The 17,826-nt window shown below is 55.4% G+C and carries 15 protein-coding genes and 2 pseudogenes; 14 read left to right on the forward strand and 3 right to left on the reverse strand.

Annotation, left to right across the window (positions count from 1 at the left end):
• Positions 1-9: 9 nt before the first annotated feature.
• From ACPGUT_RS06660 to ACPGUT_RS06720, 13 genes and pseudogenes are all read left to right on the forward strand, one after another.
• Positions 10-693, forward strand: coding sequence for a glutathione S-transferase family protein (locus tag ACPGUT_RS06660; protein WP_423989647.1), 684 nt, complete (start codon positions 10-12; stop codon positions 691-693).
• Positions 690-1,544, forward strand: coding sequence for a hydroxymethylglutaryl-CoA lyase (locus ACPGUT_RS06665; protein ID WP_423989649.1), 855 nt, complete (start codon positions 690-692; stop codon positions 1,542-1,544). Before ACPGUT_RS06660 ends, ACPGUT_RS06665 begins: the two co-directional genes overlap by 4 nt.
• 3 nt (positions 1,545-1,547) lie before the next feature.
• Entirely contained in the window at positions 1,548-2,051 is a 504-nt protein-coding gene (locus ACPGUT_RS06670; RefSeq protein WP_423989651.1) for a DUF6653 family protein, read from the forward strand.
• A complete protein-coding gene (locus ACPGUT_RS06675) occupies positions 2,044-2,826 on the forward strand; it encodes a crotonase/enoyl-CoA hydratase family protein (protein ID WP_423989653.1) in 783 nt (260 codons plus the stop codon). Before ACPGUT_RS06670 ends, ACPGUT_RS06675 begins: the two co-directional genes overlap by 8 nt.
• Before the next feature lie 221 nt (positions 2,827-3,047).
• Positions 3,048-3,587, forward strand: a complete 540-nt coding sequence (locus ACPGUT_RS06680) for a DUF6446 family protein (RefSeq protein WP_423989655.1) — start codon at positions 3,048-3,050, stop codon at positions 3,585-3,587.
• Position 3,588: 1 nt separating this feature from the next.
• Positions 3,589-5,688, forward strand: coding sequence for a glycine--tRNA ligase subunit beta (gene glyS / locus ACPGUT_RS06685; protein WP_423989657.1), 2,100 nt, complete (start codon positions 3,589-3,591; stop codon positions 5,686-5,688).
• Between the two features lie 169 nt (positions 5,689-5,857).
• Complete coding sequence (locus ACPGUT_RS06690; RefSeq protein WP_423989659.1) at positions 5,858-8,398, forward strand: putative PEP-binding protein; 2,541 nt, start codon at positions 5,858-5,860, stop codon at positions 8,396-8,398.
• A gap of 267 nt (positions 8,399-8,665) precedes the next feature.
• The gene (locus tag ACPGUT_RS06695; RefSeq protein WP_423989661.1) at positions 8,666-9,361 is read left to right on the forward strand and encodes a cell wall hydrolase; all 696 of its coding nucleotides are present in this window, start codon (positions 8,666-8,668) and stop codon (positions 9,359-9,361) included.
• A gap of 227 nt (positions 9,362-9,588) precedes the next feature.
• Entirely contained in the window at positions 9,589-10,218 is a 630-nt protein-coding gene (locus tag ACPGUT_RS06700) for a LysE family translocator (RefSeq protein WP_423989663.1), read from the forward strand.
• Positions 10,219-10,480: 262 nt separating this feature from the next.
• Positions 10,481-11,296: a dihydroneopterin aldolase gene (locus ACPGUT_RS06705; protein ID WP_423989665.1), complete on the forward strand. Its 816-nt coding sequence runs from the start codon at positions 10,481-10,483 to the stop codon at positions 11,294-11,296.
• The gene (gene folP, locus ACPGUT_RS06710) at positions 11,293-12,300 is read left to right on the forward strand and encodes a dihydropteroate synthase (protein ID WP_423989666.1); all 1,008 of its coding nucleotides are present in this window, start codon (positions 11,293-11,295) and stop codon (positions 12,298-12,300) included. Before ACPGUT_RS06705 ends, folP begins: the two co-directional genes overlap by 4 nt.
• A 28-nt stretch (positions 12,301-12,328) precedes the next feature.
• Positions 12,329-13,669: a phosphoglucosamine mutase gene (gene glmM / locus ACPGUT_RS06715; RefSeq protein WP_423989668.1), complete on the forward strand. Its 1,341-nt coding sequence runs from the start codon at positions 12,329-12,331 to the stop codon at positions 13,667-13,669.
• A 391-nt stretch (positions 13,670-14,060) separates the two neighbouring features.
• Positions 14,061-14,684 (forward strand): annotated as a pseudogene (locus ACPGUT_RS06720) (Hint domain-containing protein); the annotation flags it as partial.
• 155 nt (positions 14,685-14,839) lie between these two features.
• Here the strand turns inward: ACPGUT_RS06720 and ACPGUT_RS06725 are convergent.
• Positions 14,840-15,772 (reverse strand): DMT family transporter, encoded by a 933-nt coding sequence (locus tag ACPGUT_RS06725; RefSeq protein WP_423989670.1) that lies wholly within the window; start codon positions 15,770-15,772, stop codon positions 14,840-14,842.
• 61 nt (positions 15,773-15,833) lie between these two features.
• On the reverse strand, positions 15,834-16,991 hold the full coding sequence (locus tag ACPGUT_RS06730; RefSeq protein ID WP_423989672.1) for an aromatic ring-hydroxylating oxygenase subunit alpha: 1,158 nt from the start codon (positions 16,989-16,991) through the stop codon (positions 15,834-15,836).
• A 161-nt stretch (positions 16,992-17,152) separates the two neighbouring features.
• Here ACPGUT_RS06730 and ACPGUT_RS06735 point away from each other — a divergent pair, with 161 nt between their 5' ends.
• Positions 17,153-17,491 (forward strand): hypothetical protein, encoded by a 339-nt coding sequence (locus ACPGUT_RS06735; protein WP_423989674.1) that lies wholly within the window; start codon positions 17,153-17,155, stop codon positions 17,489-17,491.
• Positions 17,492-17,542: 51 nt separating this feature from the next.
• Here ACPGUT_RS06735 and ACPGUT_RS06740 read toward each other — a convergent pair.
• Positions 17,543-17,826, reverse strand: a pseudogene (locus tag ACPGUT_RS06740) (ketol-acid reductoisomerase); the annotation flags it as partial.

Below are 17,826 nucleotides of genomic sequence, written 5' to 3' on the forward strand. Positions count from 1 at the left end.
GGAAAGAATATGATACGTTTGCATCATGCACCACAGGCGCGCTCTATGCGGGTGATTTGGGTGTTGGAGGAATTGGGGCTGGATTATGAATTGGTCAGCTATAACTTCTTTGATAAATCCCTGCGATCTGAGGAATACAAGGCGTTGAACCCGGCGGGGCGTGTGCCTGCGATGGAAATCGGCGCGGGCCAGGTGATCTGCGAAAGCGGGGCTGCGGTTGAATATCTGGTGGAGCTGAATGATGGGGCATTGTCGCGCAAACCGGGGACGCCGGAACGTGCGCAATATCTGGATTTGTTGCATTATGCGGAAACCATCGGCCAGCATTGCGCGAACCTGACGCAGGCGCATATTGTGCTGTACCAGGATTGGATGAAATCACCGACGCAAATGGGGCTTGAAGCGAAACGATTGGCTGTGACCTTGAAGCGGCTTGAGGCGCAATTGGCGGATGGGCGTGAGTGGATGCTGACCAGCGGATTTTCTGCTGTGGATTGTGCGTTGGCTTATGGTGTTTTCATTGGTGAAAAATTCACAAGCCTTGATGCGATGCCGAATTTAAGCGCATGGTGGGATAGGTTTAAGGCGCGGCCAAGTTTCGCGAAGGCTTTGCCGCAAGAGGGTGAGCCGCTGATTTACCGTAAGGATTTTTACCCGCCACCTGAGGTGGTGAAACCGGAGGAAAACGCATGACAGACGCGATTGAGATTTTTGAATGTGGGCCACGCGATGGTTTGCAGAACGAAAAACGCCAGATCCCCACGGCCGAGAAAATCGCGCTGGTGGATTGCCTGTCGCGCGCTGGATTTCGCCGGATTGAATGCGCAAGTTTCGTGTCGCCGAAATGGGTGCCGCAGATGGCGGATAGCGCGGATGTTTTGGCAGGGATCACACGCGGTGATGGGATCAGTTACGCCGCTTTGACGCCAAATATGCGTGGCTATGAGGGGGCGATTGCGGCAAAGGCGAATGAGATTTCGATCTTTGGGTCGGCTTCTGAAGGGTTTTCCAAGGCCAATATCAACGCGACGATTGAAGAAAGCCTTGAGCGGTTCAAACCGATTATGGAAGCCGCGCGTCATGTGGATATGCCCGTGCGTGGTTACGTGTCTTGCGTGACCGATTGCCCCTATGACGGCAAGGTTGACCCGGATGAGGTGGCGCGTGTGGCGGAGGCTTTGTTTGCGATGGGCTGTTACGAAATTTCGCTGGGCGACACGATTGGTCAGGCGACGCCCGATAGCATTGCGAAGATGCTTTTGAAGGTGCGTGACGTTGTGCCGGTGCATCGACTGGCTGGGCATTACCATGACACAAGCGGGAGGGCGATTGCCAATATTGATGCCTCTATTTCGCTTGGCGTGAAGGTGTTTGATGCGGCCGTTGGCGGGCTTGGCGGGTGTCCTTATGCGCCGGGGGCTGCGGGCAATGTGGCGACGGAACGTGTGATGGAACATTGCGAACGCATTGGGATTGATACCGGTCTTGACGCGAATATCGTTCAGGAAGCCGCTGATATGGCACGCAAAATGCGCGAAATCTAAGAAATGGTTTTCATCCACAAGCTGGAAAGCATCATGGGTATGAGCGATGATGTTTGGCTGCGTCATGCCAACCCTTGGTCTGTTTGGACGCGGTTTACTTTGCTGCCGCTGTTCAGTCTTGCGATTTGGTCGCGTGATTGGATTGGCGGTTGGGCATGGCTTGCGGTGGGCTTGGTTCTGATTTGGAATTGGGTGAACCCACGTTTGTTTAAGGTGCCGCAGGGCCTGGACAATTGGGCGTCACGGGGCGTTCTGGGCGAGCAGATTTATTTGAAACGCACAGATGAAGTTGCGCAACATCATCTGACCTGCCTGCGGGTTTTGATGGTTGTCACGATCCCTGGAATGGGGCTGATGGCCTGGGGATTGTGGCGGCTTGACCTGATTGCGACGCTGAGTGGTGTTGCGCTGACAATGATTATGAAAACCTGGTTTGTGGATCGGATGGTTTGGATTTATCTCGACTTTCTGGCGGCAGATCTTGCAAGGAAACATGGCGATGTATGAAACGATCTCAATTGAAACCGATGTGCGCGGCGTTGCGACGCTGACGTTGAACCGGCCTGAAAAACACAACGCGATGTCTGCGCAGATGTTGGCTGAGCTGACGGATGCGGCGGGACAGCTTGGTGCGGATGAGGGCGTGCGTGTGGTGGTGTTGACCGGTGCGGGCAAGTCGTTTTGCGCGGGCGGTGACTTGCGTTGGATGCAGGACCAGATGGCGGCGGATCCGGTGACGCGTATGAAAGAGGCGCGCAAACTGGCAGAGATGCTGCAGGCGCTGAACACCATGCCGAAACCGCTGATCGGACGCGTGCAGGGCAACGCCTTTGGTGGTGGCATTGGCATGCTGTCTGTCTGTGATGTGGCGATTTCTGTGGAGGGTGCGAAATTTGGCCTGACGGAAACGCGGCTTGGTCTGATCCCGGCGACGATTGGCCCCTATGTTTTGGCCCGCATGGGCGAGGGCAAGGCGCGGCGCGTGTTTATGTCGGCGCGTCTGTTTGGTGCAGATGAAGCCCGCGATATGGATCTGCTGGCAAAGGTTGTTTCTGCAGATGATCTGGATGCAGCGATTGAGGCCGAAGTCACGCCTTATCTGTCCTGCGCGCCGCGTGCGGTTGCAGATGCCAAGGCATTGGCCCGCGCGCTTGGGCCGCGCATCGATGATGACGTCATCGATATGTCTATCGCGGCTCTTGCCGGACGCTGGGAAGATGAAGAAAGCTCTGAGGGCATCGGTGCATTTTTTGACAAACGCAAAGCGGCCTGGATCGTCTGAGACCCGCCCAACGTTTGGCAAAACCCGCATAGACATCCGCCTGAAACATCGGGCGGGTGTTCGCGTTTTGACGACGGGTTTTCGGGCCTGCCAGGCAATTGCACGATCAATCTCACACAACCCGCGGCATCCCCCTTGTTTCCCCTGGCTTTCAGGGGGTATATGCCGAGGAACGCTGCGGGTCTTTGTGATCGACGCGGGCAGGAACGGAGTAATGAAACATGGGTAAATTTCTTGCAGGGAGCATCATCGTGTGTGCATTGATCGCCGGAAGTCTGCTGTATTATCTGCAGGTGCATGTTTATTACCAGGAAATCACCACGTCTGAAGATCTGGGCGTTTCGGTCACCACCCTGGTCGACAACACCCCTGAACCGATTATCGCAGATGAATTTCAGGGCATTGTTTCTGAAACTTCGCCGCTGGGATATCGCGCCTGTTTCACCACACCGCAAAGCCAGGCATTGATGACAGAAACTTATGTCACCTATGAAGGGGCGGAACCGCTGGTTGCTCCGGATTGGTTCGGCTGTTTCAACGCAAGCGAAGTGGGCGAGGCGATCAAAGCCAATACCGCCATCGCCTTTCTTGGCGAAAAAGATGTGATCTGGGGCTTTGACCGTATTGTCGCCGTGATGGACGACGGACGCGGATTTGTCTGGCACCAGATTAATGATTGCGGACGCGAAGTATTTGATGGCAAACCCATGCCCGAAGACTGCCCGCCACGCGACACCAACACCAATTCCGAAAGCAACTGATATGCCTGATCTTCTGATTGAACTGTTCTCCGAGGAAATCCCGGCGCGTATGCAGGGCAAAGCTGCGGATGATTTGAAAAAGCTTGTGACCAATGGTCTTGTGGATGCCGGTCTGACCTATGCCTCTGCCGGTGTGTTTTCCACGCCGCGCCGTCTGGTTCTGGCGATCGAAGGCCTGCTGGCCGAAAGCCCCGAAGTGCGCGAAGAACGCCGTGGCCCCAAAGTGGGCGCACCGGAAAAAGCGCTGGAAGGGTTTCTGCGCGGGGCAGGGGTTGCACGTGAAGATCTGGTTGAGCGTGAAGAGAAAAAAGGCGCGTTTTACTTTGCGACCATCGTAAAGTCGGGCCGCCCTGCCGCTGATATTATCGCCGAGGTTCTGGAAGGGGCGATCCGCAACTTCCCATGGCCGAAATCCATGCGCTGGGGCACAGGATCGTTAAAATGGGTGCGCCCGCTGCATTCCATTATCGCGCTGCTGTCTGATGAAACCGGCAGCACTGTTGTGCCTGTTGATATCGATGGCATCACATCTGGGAACAGCACGCAGGGTCATCGTTTCATGGCGCCCGGTGCCTTTTCCGTGACGGGCTTTGACGATTACGCAGCCAAACTGAAGGCCGCAAACGTGATCTTGGAACCGTCGGAACGTCAGGACATCATCTGGCAAGACGCCACCAATCAGGCCTTTGCACAGGGTCTGGAAGTTGTCGAGGATCAGGGCCTTCTGGTTGAGGTCGCAGGTCTGGTTGAATGGCCCGTTGTCCTGATGGGCGACATTGCAGAAGATTTCATGGAATTGCCGCCAGAGGTGCTGCAAACCTCTATGAAGGAACACCAAAAGTTCTTTTCCGTGCGCGATCCGAAATCCGGCAAAATCGTCAAATTCATCACCGTGGCCAACCGCGAAACAAAAGACAATGGCGCGACCATTCTTGCGGGCAACCAAAAGGTTCTGTTTGCGCGTCTGTCGGATGCGAAATTCTTCTGGGAAAACGACCTGCGCGTGGCAAATGCCGGGATGGAGCCTTGGCTGGATAGCCTGTCAAATGTGACCTTCCACAATAAGTTGGGGTCACAAAAGGAACGCATCGATCGTATCGCAGCACTTGCCCGTGAACTGGCCCCTGTGGTTGGGGCAGATGCCGATCTGGCCGAACAGGCGGCACGTGTGGCCAAGGCGGATCTTTCATCCGAGATGGTCTATGAATTCCCAGAACTTCAAGGGCTTATGGGCCGTTATTACGCGACTGCCGCTGGCTTGCCCGCCGATGTGGCCGAAGCCGCCGAAGCGCATTATTCCCCGCTGGGCCCATCAGATGACGTGCCAACATCGCCGGTGTCCGTCGCCGTGGCCCTGGCCGATAAACTTGACCTGCTGACAGGCTTCTGGGCGATTGATGAGAAACCCACAGGCTCGAAAGACCCATTTGCCCTGCGCCGCGCTGCGCTTGGTGTGATTAGGTTGGTGCTGGAGAATGGGGTGCGGATGGAGCTTAGTTCAGTTGTCAAGAAAGCAGACTTCTCCCATGCTGAAAACCAGGACGGAGTTTCGGGGCCTACTGCGGGAGAATATCTGCCTAGTCTTCTCTCCTTCTTCCACGATCGCCTGAAAGTCTTCCTGAAAGACCAGGGCATTCGTCATGACGTGATCGACGCTTGCCTTGCGATGGCTGGCAACGATGATCTTGTCCTCTTGGTCAATCGTGCCACTGCGCTGTCCGCACTTCTCAAAACCGACGATGGTGAAAACTTGTTACAAGGCTTCAAACGGGCCAATAACATGTTGAGCCAAGCGGAAGAAAAAGACGGTGTTGAATATTCTTACGGGGCCGATGTGAAATTCGCCGAAGACGGTGCAGAGAAAGCATTGTTTGCAGCACTGGATACAGCCGAAGCCAAAATCACCCCCGCCATGCAGGTGGAAGATTTCGCCGCCGCCATGGGCGAAATGGCCGCTTTACGCGCTCCGATTGATGCTTTCGCAAAGAATGTCCAAGTGAATTCAGACAATGAAATCATCCGCCGCAACCGTCTGAATCTGCTGTCCCGCATCCGCACAATCTGCCTCTCTGTGGCTGACCTGACAAAGATCGAAGGCTAAGCCTTTCATCTTGCGCTAAATACTCCGGGGGGATCCATCTTTGATGGATGGGGGCTGGCCCCCTCCGGTTTTTCGCCAGAAAAACCGCCACCGGTGACGCATCACTTGTCAGACGCCACAAACGCGCTATGCTGCATTGAAGCAGAAAGGTGCCGCAGCGCAGAATATGATGCAGAACAACCCTGAACAGCCCGATACCACCTATACAGTCATCACGCCCGACGCGCCGATTGCGGTGAACACCCATGGCGGGCGGGCCAAATGTCTGCAACGTCTGATCCGTCTTGATATGCCGGTGCCAACAACTGCTGCGGTCTCTTTTGACGGGGTGCATGGCATTGCCCAGGGGCGTCTTCCAGATACCGAAGCGCTGCTGTCAGGTTTTGGCGACATGCCTGTGGTCTCTGTGCGGCCCTCATCTGAAGATCCCGACTGGGGTGGTCCGGGTGCCATTCTGAACATCGGCATGAACAACGCGCGCCACAAAGCCCTGTCAGACGAGCTGGGCGAGGAAGCCGCAAACCGTCTCTATATGCGCTTTGTGCAATCCTATGCAGTGCATGTGGCACGGCTTGATCCGGATGCATTTGAACAGGATGAAGATGGCTCTGCTGAGACATTGAAACGCGTTCTGGAAACCTATGAGTTTGAGTGCGAAGAAGAATTCCCCCAGGACCCCGCGCATCAATTGCAAGAAGTCCTGCGATCCATGGCACGCGCTTGGGAAGGCACATCGGCCCGTCTGCTGCGCCAATCCAAAGGGGCGCCGGCGGATGCGGGCTTGGGATTGGTTGTGCAGGAAATGATCTTTGGCCTTGGCAGTGGTGAATGTGGATCTGGTGTCATTCGTTTCATCAATCCCCACACTGGGCACCGCCAGATTGAAGGTCGCTACAAACGCCAAAGCCAGGGACGTGATGCCTTGGACGGCGGGGCCGTGTTTCTGCAAAAAGACGCGCGCGGCACCTCGATGGAGGAACTCTGCCCGGATTGTTACGACACGTTAACCAGCTATGGCACCTCCCTGCGGGAAAAACTGCGCGAAGAGATGGAAGTCGAATTCGTCGTTGATAACGCACAGCTGCGCATCCTGGACGCGATCCGCGTGCAGCGTACGTCGCGTGCATCTGTACGGGTTGCGGTTGACCTGGCCAATGATAAAATTATTGCCCGCGAAGAAGCCTTACTGCGGATTGAACCGCGTGCGCTGACTGAACTTTTGCACCGTCAAGTAAACCCCGCGGCCCCGCGTGATGTTCTGCTGAAAGGCATTGCCGCCAGCCCCGGGGCGGCCACCGGCAAGATCGTGTTTTCCGCCACGGCAGCCCAAGCCAGCCAGGCCCGGGATGAGGCCTGTATTCTGGTACGTCGAGAAACCGCGCCGGAAGATATTCGTGGCATGCATGCGGCATCTGCGGTGCTGACCGAACGGGGGGGCATGTCCAGCCACGCTGCGGTGATCGCGCGCGGCCTTGGTCTGCCTTGTATCGTTGGGGCGTCTGATCTGAAACTGAAACGCAAAGACAAACGCCTGATCCTGCCGGATGGCCGAGAGTTGGGCGAGGGGGATCTGATCACAGTTGACGGATCTTCGGGCGAAGTCCTGGACGGGGCGGCCGCTTTGTTGGAACCAACCCTTGAAGACGGCTTTCGCACGCTTTTGACCTGGGCTGAAGAGGTCAGCGACATCAAGGTGCGTGCCAATGCGGACACCCCGATGGATGCCGATATTGCGCGCCGCTTCCGTGCCCGGGGCATTGGCCTGTGCCGGACGGAACATATGTTCTTTGAACATGATCGCCTGACCCTGATGCGGGAAATGATCTTTGCCAATACGCCCGATGATCGCGCCGCGGCGCTTGATCGACTGCTTCCGATGCAACGCGCTGATTTCAAAAAACTATTTGAGATCATGAAAGGCGAAAGTGTTTGCATCCGTCTGTTTGATCCGCCCTTGCATGAATTCCTGCCACACACCCGTGAAGGCATGCGGGAACTGGCCGGGGCGCTGGATCTGCCTTTGTCTGATGTGGAACGCCGGGTCAAAGCCCTGTCGGAATTCAACCCAATGCTTGGCATGCGTGGCGTGCGTCTTGGGATCACCGTGCCAGAGATCTATGACATGCAGGCCCGTGCGATTTTCGAAGCCGCAGCCGAAGTGGCCGCAGAGGGGGGATCGGTTGTGCCTGAGGTCATGATCCCGCTGGTATCCGCCATGCGCGAAGTCGAGATCGTGAAAGCCCGCATCGATATGGTTGCGGGGCAAGTGCGTGCGGCTTCTGGCGTTGATTTCGATTTCCGTCTGGGGGTTATGGTGGAAACACCCCGTGCGGCATTGCGTGCCGAAGAAATTGCGCCGCATGTGTCTTTCCTTAGTTTCGGGACAAACGATCTGACGCAAATGACCTATGGCCTGTCACGCGATGATGCGGGACGATTTATGTCGGAATATGTGCGCCAGGAAGTCTATGCCGAAGATCCGTTCCATACGCTGGATACGGATGGTGTGGGGGAACTTTTGACCATTGGGGCGGAACGTGCGCGTCGGGCGCAAGGCGATGTCACCCTGTCGATCTGTGGGGAACATGGCGGCAATCCTGAATCGATTGCCTTCTGTCGTCAGGCAGGTTTTGACTATGTGTCCTGTTCGCCGTTCCGGGTGCCTGTGGCCTGGTTGGCCGGGGCGCATCTGGCGATAAAAGACCTGTGACAGGGGGGCGCCAGCGGGGAAGAATCGCTTTTTCCCCGCCATACAAATGCGGCGCGAATATGACATTCTGTTAACCATCTTTTAATCCTTCCAAGGAAGCGTGACGTTTTTGTCGCGTTTTTCCCCTTTACGGCGGAAGAATTGCGCCGAATGGGAAGATGGCTTGGCCACTTGGGTTGAAAAATTAACCTTCTCATTCTACATCCCACTCACTGAACGTCAGACCCATGGTCTGGGAAACGCTATCTGTAACGATGGATGGATGAAATGAGTTTTGGGCGGATGACAGTGGTCGCAGGTGCATTCCTTGCGATGAGTGGCCTTGCCGGGCTTGCGGAAACTTCTGGAAATACTGAAGCGGCACCTGCCGGTTTCGAAGAACAGCTGACCATGATGATTGGCGCTGAACGTGCGGTTTTGTCTGAGGTGCGCACAAGCCGCCTGCGGCAGCTGACCTCTCCGCCTGTGGTGGCGCGTGAAGCTACGGCCGCCAGTGGTGTTGCTGTGACTTATACGCGTGACTGGCTGGCATCCCAGCCGACACCTGCCGGCAGCGAAGCACTGACATGCCTGTCAGAGGCCTTGTATTTCGAAGCCCGTGGCGAAAGCGTGGAAGGGCAGTTCGCGGTTGCGGAAGTGATCCTGAACCGTGTCGACAGCGCACGTTTTCCGAACAGTGTTTGTGGTGTGATCAATCAGGGCACAGGCCGTAAATATCAGTGTCAGTTCACGTATACATGCGATGGCCATGCGGAAGTTGTGAACGAACCCCGCGCTTATGACCAGGTACAGAAAGTGGCTGCAACCATGTTGAACGGCGCAGAACGCGGCCTGACCGGTGGCGCAACTTATTACCACACCCGTGCTGTGAACCCACGCTGGGCGCGCCAGTTTAATCGGACCGCAGCGATTGGCGTGCATCTGTTTTACAAACCCCCCCAGCGCCTGTCGCAATATAACTAATTTACGAAACGTCGCCTATTGGGCGGCGTTTTTGTTTTTTGGCGGGACCGTGTTCGATGGGAATGTGGTTTTTCGTCGGAAAATATTTTCCAATGCATCATGCCACGAGCGGTAGGAGAGAGGCCATTTTGCGTTTTTCCGCACCGCAGAAACCTAAGGCGCTGATTTCTACTTTACTGTTTGATGTAGCTATGGCTGGCTACATCAAAAGTTAGGAAGGTATTCTCATGGATTTTCAAATTTGGCTGGCGTTTGTCGCGGCATCAATCGCTCTGTTGCTCATCCCTGGACCAACGGTTTTGCTCGTTCTCAGCTATGCGATCAGTCAAGGTAAACGGGTGGCAATCGCAACAGTCGGTGGCGTAGCCCTTGGTGATTTCATTGCGATGTCAGCGTCTTTAGCCGGATTGGGGGCTTTGGTTCTGGCTTCGGCAACACTTTTCACGGTTCTGAAGTGGGCGGGAGCTGTGTATCTCATTTACCTGGGCATTAAGCTTTTCCGTAGCGCATCAACGGCTTCGCTCGGCGATTTAGAAAAGGTAACAGAGGCCAGCGCATCCAGCGTCTTTGGCCATGCGGCGGCAGTGACTGCGCTGAATCCAAAATCCATCGTATTCTTCATTGCCTTCGTTCCCCAATTCGTTGTGGTGGACAGTCCGCTGTTGCCTCAGTTTGCTCTCCTAGTTGTTACCTTTGTCGGTTTGGCCGCAATCAATGCTCTCGCATATGCGCTTTTGGCGGATAAGCTACGCACTAAAATTGCGAAGCCTTCGGTTTTGGCTTGGTTCTCCCGTCTTGGGGGGAGCGCACTGATTGCGATGGGTATCGCTACTGCTGTATTTAAGCGAGCGCAGTAGCTGTTATCTAAAGGACCGCTTCGTCCTAACTTCAGCCTCTGACTTAGCCCATCCTGTGGTTTTTGTGGGGAGAGGCTTTGGGCTGAGATGAATGTGCGTTGGCGTCCTGTAATCCAAGTATATCGCAGAATACCGATGGGTGGTTTTGCATTTTGAAACCGGGTTTTACGCTTCTTTTGCATGGGGTGGCGTTTTCTTGGGTTCATCCTGCGCATGGCATTGGGTATGAAGGTGAAAAGCTGTGAGCGCGATGAGGAAAACCATGTCCGATGAAACAAAAGCCGTATTTGGCCATCCTGTGATGCGGGCAGAGGCCTTGGCGCTGGAAGGGGTGGCGGATCGCCTGTCCCTGCGCGACTATGAGGTCGCTGTGGAGGTGGGTGCGTTTCAGTTGGAACGCGATGTTTTGCAGCGTTTGCGGTTTAACGTGGCGGTGGAAATTGCGTCACCGGGAGAGGCTGCCGGGGATGATGTGGATGCGATCCTGTCTTATGACAAAATCACAGAAGCGATTGATTATGAATTGGCCGCTGAACGGCTAAATCTGCTGGAAACCTTGGCGGAACGCATTGCGGCGCGGATCTTGTTGGAACCACAGGCGAAACGTGTGTTTCTGCGCATCGAGAAACCTGATCGCGGGCCGTTTGTTCTGGGGCTTGAGATCGTGCGCGAAGTTGGGTTGGTTGAGGTCGAAGCGGCCACCGGACCTGTGCCACAGATCATTCTGGTGCCCGCCGGGCAGGGCGTGGATGAGGTGCCAGCGGGGCCAGTTGTGCTTGTGCCTGCGGCCAATGCAGAAACTGGTTATGACGGTGTAACTGATGCGCGGATGACCTCGCTTGAAGCGGAAAAAAACGCCTGGCGCATTGCGGCGGGTCATGATCAGATGGATGTGATTGCGACGCGTACGGAATTGGATTGGGCGTTGAAAAACGGGCGGATTGCGGTTTGGGCGCCGTCCCGGATGTTGTTTGATACGCCTGACGCCCCGGTTTCCGGATCGGCAGTGGAACAGGCGCAATGGCTGGCGGATGAGCTGGGCGCAGCGGGGGTGGACACCTTGGGAGAGGCGAAATGAGCGTGACAAAAGATTACTATCGCCCATTGGCACAGGTTGGCGTGGCGCGCCCGGATGATGCTTTGCTGATCGCCGGGGGCTGGTCCTGGTTTACCCATGCCGAACATATCACGCGGGGCGGATCGCAAGGCTTTGTTCATGTTTCAGACGTGCCTGAGACCTGGCGCAGACGTCTGAGCGCGCCGCGTCCGGATATTGCCGGATTAAGTTTTGATGCGCCAAAAATCATGGGCATTCTGAATGTTACGCCGGACAGCTTTTCGGATGGCGGCAAGTTTAATGCGCCGGATGCCGCATTGAACCGGACGCGCGCCCTGGCTGTTGATGGCGCGGATATGATTGATATCGGTGGGGAATCTACACGCCCTGGTGCAACCTATGTGCCCGTGGTCGAAGAATGCGCCCGCACGGTGCCGGTGATCGAAGCCGTTCGCGCCGGATCTGATGTGCCGATCTCGATTGACACACGCAAGGCCCAGGTCGGGCAGGCGGCGTTGAGGGCAGGGGCAGATTTGATCAATGATGTGGCGGCTTTCACGTTTGAGCCGGAACTGGCCCAGGTGACCGCAGATGCAGGGGCACCGGTCTGTCTGATGCATGCGCAGGGCGATCCGACAACGATGCAAGATGACCCGCAATATGACAACGTCTTGTTGGATGTCTTTGATTTCCTTGAGGAACGGATCACATTTGCAGAAAGCCTTGGCATTTCGCGGGATCAGATCATTGCGGATCCCGGTATTGGGTTTGGCAAGACGCTGGATCACAATCTGGCGCTGTTGCGAAATATCAGCCTGTTTCACGGGCTGGGTGTTGCGGTTCTTTTGGGGGCATCGCGTAAGAAATTTATTGGCACCCTTGGCAAGGCCCCACAGGCGGAGGATCGCGCAGCAGGCTCGATTGCTGTGGCGTTATCTGCTATGAGCCAAGGCGTGCAGATTATAAGAGCACATGATGTGGCTGAGACCCGGCAGGCGATGACCCTGTTTGCGGCAAGCTGCTGATAAAAATAAGAACCTGTGAGGGCAGAAAATGGGTAAGCTTTTTGGAACCGATGGCGTGCGCGGCTTGGCGAACACCTGGCCGATGACCGCTGAGATGGCGTTGAAACTGGGCGCTGCTGCGGGTCGACATTTCCGCACGGATGGCAAAAACGGCCATCGTGTTGTGATCGGAAAAGACACACGTCTGTCTGGCTATATGTTCGAAAACGCCCTGACCGCTGGCCTGACCAGCACGGGGATGAATGTGCTGTTGCTTGGCCCAACGCCAACCCCTGCGGTGGGCTATCTGACGCAATCGATGCGCGCGGATCTGGGCATTATGATTTCGGCCTCGCACAATCCGCATCATGACAATGGCATCAAGTTTTTTGGTCCGGATGGTTTCAAACTGTCGGATGAAGATGAGGCCGCGATTGAAGCCTTGCTGCACGAAGATATTCGGCCTGCCCAGCCAGAAAACATTGGCCGGGCAAAACGCGTGGATGATGAAACCGGGCGGTATGTTGAGAATGTAAAAACCACCTTTCCCCAGGATCTGTCCTTGAACGGCCTCAAGGTGGTTTTGGATTGCGCCAATGGTGCGGCCTGGCGTGCGGCGCCCCTTGTGCTTTGGGAACTTGGCGCCGAGGTTATTCCCCTGGGTGTTGCGCCCAATGGCTATAATATCAACGATAAATGCGGGTCGACCCATCCACAGACCGCGGCAGAAGCTGTCGTTGCCCATGGGGCGGATGTGGCCCTGTGTCTGGATGGCGATGCGGACCGGATTATTGTGATTGATGAAAAAGGTCAGGTTGCGGATGGGGATCAGATCATGGCGCTTCTGGCGACACGCTGGGCTGAGGAAGGGCGTCTGAACAAGAACACCCTGGTGGCCACAGTGATGTCCAATCTCGGGCTGGAAACCTATTTGGCTGGGAAAGGCATTACGCTGCACCGGTCTGCGGTGGGGGATCGTCACGTTGTGGCGGCGATGCGTGCAGAAGGGTATAATCTTGGCGGCGAACAATCCGGCCATATCGTGATGACAGATTATGGCACAACCGGTGATGGTCTGGCGGCAGGTCTGCAATTTATCGCGGAAATGGTGCGTACCGGAAAACCGGCAAGTGCGCTGGCGCAAAGCTTTGATACTGTGCCGCAGCTTTTGCAGAATGTGCGCTATGAAGCAGGGCAGGATCCGCTGGAAAAAGACGTGGTGAAGGCCGCTATTTCTGGTGCTGAGGCGGAACTTGTTGGCAGTGGCCGTCTGTTGATCCGTAAATCCGGCACAGAACCCCTGATCCGGGTGATGGCGGAATGCACGGATGCGCAGATGTTGGAACGGGTTGTCGAAGGTCTTTGTGCGGTGATCACGGACAACCTGTGACACCGGACCTGAACAACGTCTGATAAAACTTGCTAAAACTGTTGTGATGGAAATTATATCTTAATCTCCAGATGGTTGGCTGTGCTTACACGCAGCTTTCCCCTGGAAGAATATGTCAGGCATTTTTACAATTTCAGCCATTCATCTTGGTCATTTTGCCGAGATTGATACTGATGAAGAAAATATTTCAACAGAAAACCCCGAAGTATTACTGGGGTCACACGGTGCACCGGGTTCGCCGTTATATGATCAGGTGTCGGTCCTGACATTGGATGCGGGCGAGGATGACCTGTTTGGTACGGATAATCTGAATTCGGAACCCGTCAGGTATGATCTGGGGGCGGGGCCTGTGCAGACGGTGTTTGATACGGTGGTTGTTCTGGATGCGACCATGCATTTTGTGGATGGCTCTGCATTTGCTGGGGTGTTTTATGTGGCCCAGGATCAGTTTGGCGAAGTCTTTGTTTTGAATGCTTCGGGGGATCCGGATTTAAGCGGATCTGCACCGATACAGTTCGACGTGACCGGGGTGTCCGCCCATGCAGGGGTGTCGGCGATATATGATCTGAAAAACTCTGCGTCCAGTTATACAGGCTATCTTTGTATTGCGGAAGGCAGCGAGATTTTGACGCAACGGGGGCCGGTTCCGATTGAACTGTTGCGTAAGGGGGATCTGGTCATGACGCGCGACAGTGGCATGCAGCCGCTGTTGTGGATTGGGCGCAAAGTAGGGGTGCCCTGTGAAGAAGATCCTGCAGTGTGGATTGCTGCCGACAGTCTGGGCCTGGGCATGCCATATCATGATCTGCGGGTGTCATATCAGCACGCTGTTCTGATGCGCGGGGCAAGGCCTGAACTGTGTTTCGGAGACGCAGAAGTTCTGGCGCGTGCGGGGCATCTGGCAAGCAACAGCGGACCTTTGCGGTTTGACCACAGTGGGGAGGCGGTGGTTTGGTATACGCTGCTGTTTGCCCATCACGAGGTGATTTTCGCCAATGGGGCCTTGGTCGAAAGCTTTTATCCCGGTGGCACCGGATTGCAGAGCCTCAGACCTGCGGAAGCCGCCCAGGTTTTACATCTGTTTCCGGCCCTGCGCCGGGATGCAGAACACGGATACGGCATGCCTGCGCGGCGCATATTGCGTAAATGGGAAGCCGCATTGTTGATGAATCAAAGTGACCTGCGCGGGCGTGAAAACAGCCGTTTCAGCGCGCCGTATTGTGACAGTGCCACGCCGGACAGGATCAGCGCAAGAGATGTGAACAGTGTGGCGGGCAGATCTTCAGACAAGATCCATGCACCAAAGACGACCGACCAAATCGGCACCTGATAGTTGACCAAGGACATGAAAACGGGCCCCGCGGTGCGGATCACGACAACGCGCAGCAGATTGGCCGCCGCTGTTGGCACAAGGCCCAGCAAGGCTACCCAGAACAGGGTTTCGGCATCTAGGGAGGGCGGCAGGCCTTCGGTGACCAATGCGGCGGGGAAAACCATGACACATCCAATGAGCAACAGAGTTGCCGCAAGCCCCACGGACTCAATTGCGGGCAGGCGGCGCACAACGATGGAACTGACAGCATAGCACAGGGTGGCCAAAAGCACGGCAATGCGTCCGGCCCATTCGCGATTTTCCCCGGAACTGTCCAAAGCCGTGCCGCCGATCAGCATATAGACACCGACAAAGCCTATGCACATGCCCAGCCCGCGCCGCCATGTCATACGTTCGCCCGGCACAAAGAAATGGGCCAGCGGCAGCACCATCAGCGCGATGGCGGCCATGGATACGCCGGTGAAGCCGGATGTTACATATTGCTGCCCCCAGGACAGCAGCATGAAAGGCACAGCGGTGGAAAACAACCCGACAAAGATCAGCGCATGGATGGCTTTGCGATCTGGGGTGTCGTGGAACAGTTTAAAGCCGCGAAGGCCCCAAATGATGGTCAGCAGGATCGCAGCAAAACCGATACGCCCAGATGCCAGCCAAAAGGGCGTGATGCCACGCAGGGCCAGCTCCATCACCATAAAGGTGCCACCCCAGGTGACGCCCAGCAGTGCGATCATGATCCATGAGGATGGGGTGATTTGGGGGTGCTGTGACATGGGGCCTCCCGGCGGGTACAAACCCGCAGAGAGAACCCTGTATTATTGTCAGCGTCAACTATTATTCTGCTGCACAGTCATCGGCCACTTGGCTCTGGAAGCTGCGGATCGGATCTTCTGCACCGGCGCCTTTCGCCAGCCCTGCCACCGACCAGTGAGGGGATGCCATGGCACGCTGCATTTTTTCGCAAACCCAAACGTCTTCGGTTTGGAAATCCCCGGTTTCAAGCGGATGATCTGTCCAGTTTTTGCTTTCAATCAACCCGGTTTCCGGATCATAGCCCGGGGTGCCTTCCAGCGGTTCTTTGTAGCTCCACCAGGATTTGGGTGACCAGGTTTGAGAACGCAGGATTGTCGTTGTGGCATCCACGGGTTCAAGGGTTGAAATGGTCAGGGACCAGGGCGAAGGCACGATCATTGTCAGCGGATACAGCATATAAACGCCACCATATCCGGGATCAGCAGCCCCTTTGATTTTCTTCATACCCGTGCCCGCAGCCTGTTGTTCGACAAACATCGGAATACGGTTGCGGATGCCATCGCGTTCGGTCGAATACCAGACCAGATGATCGCCGTGCTGTGCCCATTCATTCAACCCGGGCTTTGGCCCGCCCAGCGTCTTTTCATGCAGATAGGCCAGGTGATAGCCATCAATGGCGTTTTCATAAAAGACCTTCCAGTTGCAGTGCATGCGGTAGGTGAAGGTTTCGCTGCGGGTCAATGCCGGATCGTTGATGTCATGGGGAAAGGGGGCGGTGTTCAATGGGCCGATCCAGGCGTTAAAATCGGCATTCGCATCGACATTCACAAAGATCATGCCCTTCCAACGGCCAATGGCGGCATCATGCAGATTGTTGGCTTTGCGATCGAGATCCGGGAAACATTCGGCGCGATCCGGGATGCCGCGCAGCTGGCCATCAAGGCCAAATGTCCAGCGGTGGTAGGGGCAAACAAGGGTTTTTCCCGCATTGCCGCGTCCTTCCAGCAGTTCCGTGCCGCGATGACGGCAAAGGTTTTTGAACGCGCGCAATTCACCGTCGTTGCCCTGCACCACGCACAGCGGCGTCAGCCCAGCGCGCAGGGTGATGTAATCACCCGCTTCCGTGAAGTCGCTATCAAATCCGGCAAGCTGCCAATGCCCGTTGAACAAGGCTTCCTGTTCACGCTGGAACCAAGTTTGACTGGTATAGGCTTCGCGGGGAAGGATCTGATGTTGCATTGTCTGCTCCGTGCTGGCTGTTTCGCTGGCACTAGAAGTATGGGCGCAAATGCGATCTGAGAATAGGGGGAAGAGGTGATGCGCAAGATCTATACCTAGTCGCGCAATATGTGTAGTTTTCGTGAGATGGATTTTGCCCGGGGGAGTAATCAGTAATTTAAATGAATGATGAATATGCTGTGGTTGCAGGCCAGATTGAAAACTGCCCGTCAAAAGATGAACTCGCACAGGTACTTCTCTCTGCGGGGTATGAGGCCTATGTCGGAAGATATTCAATTCGATTGGAAGAGTTTGATCGATTTAGTTTTCAAGAATTGGGAAGTGATCCAAGGACTCCGTATATTGATGCAAATCATCGGAATGTTTCAGAATTGATTGCGTTTTCACAACGCGTCTCACGGACGTTGGCTGACGCGCACATAAAACATGTATTTGAAATCTATGACGCAAATGAAGAGCTGGCTGCGTATCTGCATCACAACTGGCCAAAAGCATGGTGAAAAAAAGCCCCCGCGATTGCAGGGGCTTTGATATCTGGTAAAGCGTGAAACTTAGTTCTTCGCTTTGTCGACCATTTTGCCAGCAGAGATCCAAGGCATCATGTCGCGCAGTTTCTGACCAACAACTTCGATCTGGTGTTCGTCGTTTGCACGGCGGGATGCTTTGATTGTTGGCTGACCAACAGCATTTTCCAGCATGAAGTCACGCACGAATTTACCGGACTGGATGTCCTGCAGGGATTCTTTCATGGCTTTCTTGGTTGCTTCGTATGGCAGGATACGTGGGCCGGTGACGTACTGGCCGTATTCCGCGGTGTTGGAGATGGAGTAATCCA

This window comes from Halocynthiibacter sp. (assembly GCF_049608145.1).
Lineage (GTDB): Bacteria > Pseudomonadota > Alphaproteobacteria > Rhodobacterales > Rhodobacteraceae > Halocynthiibacter.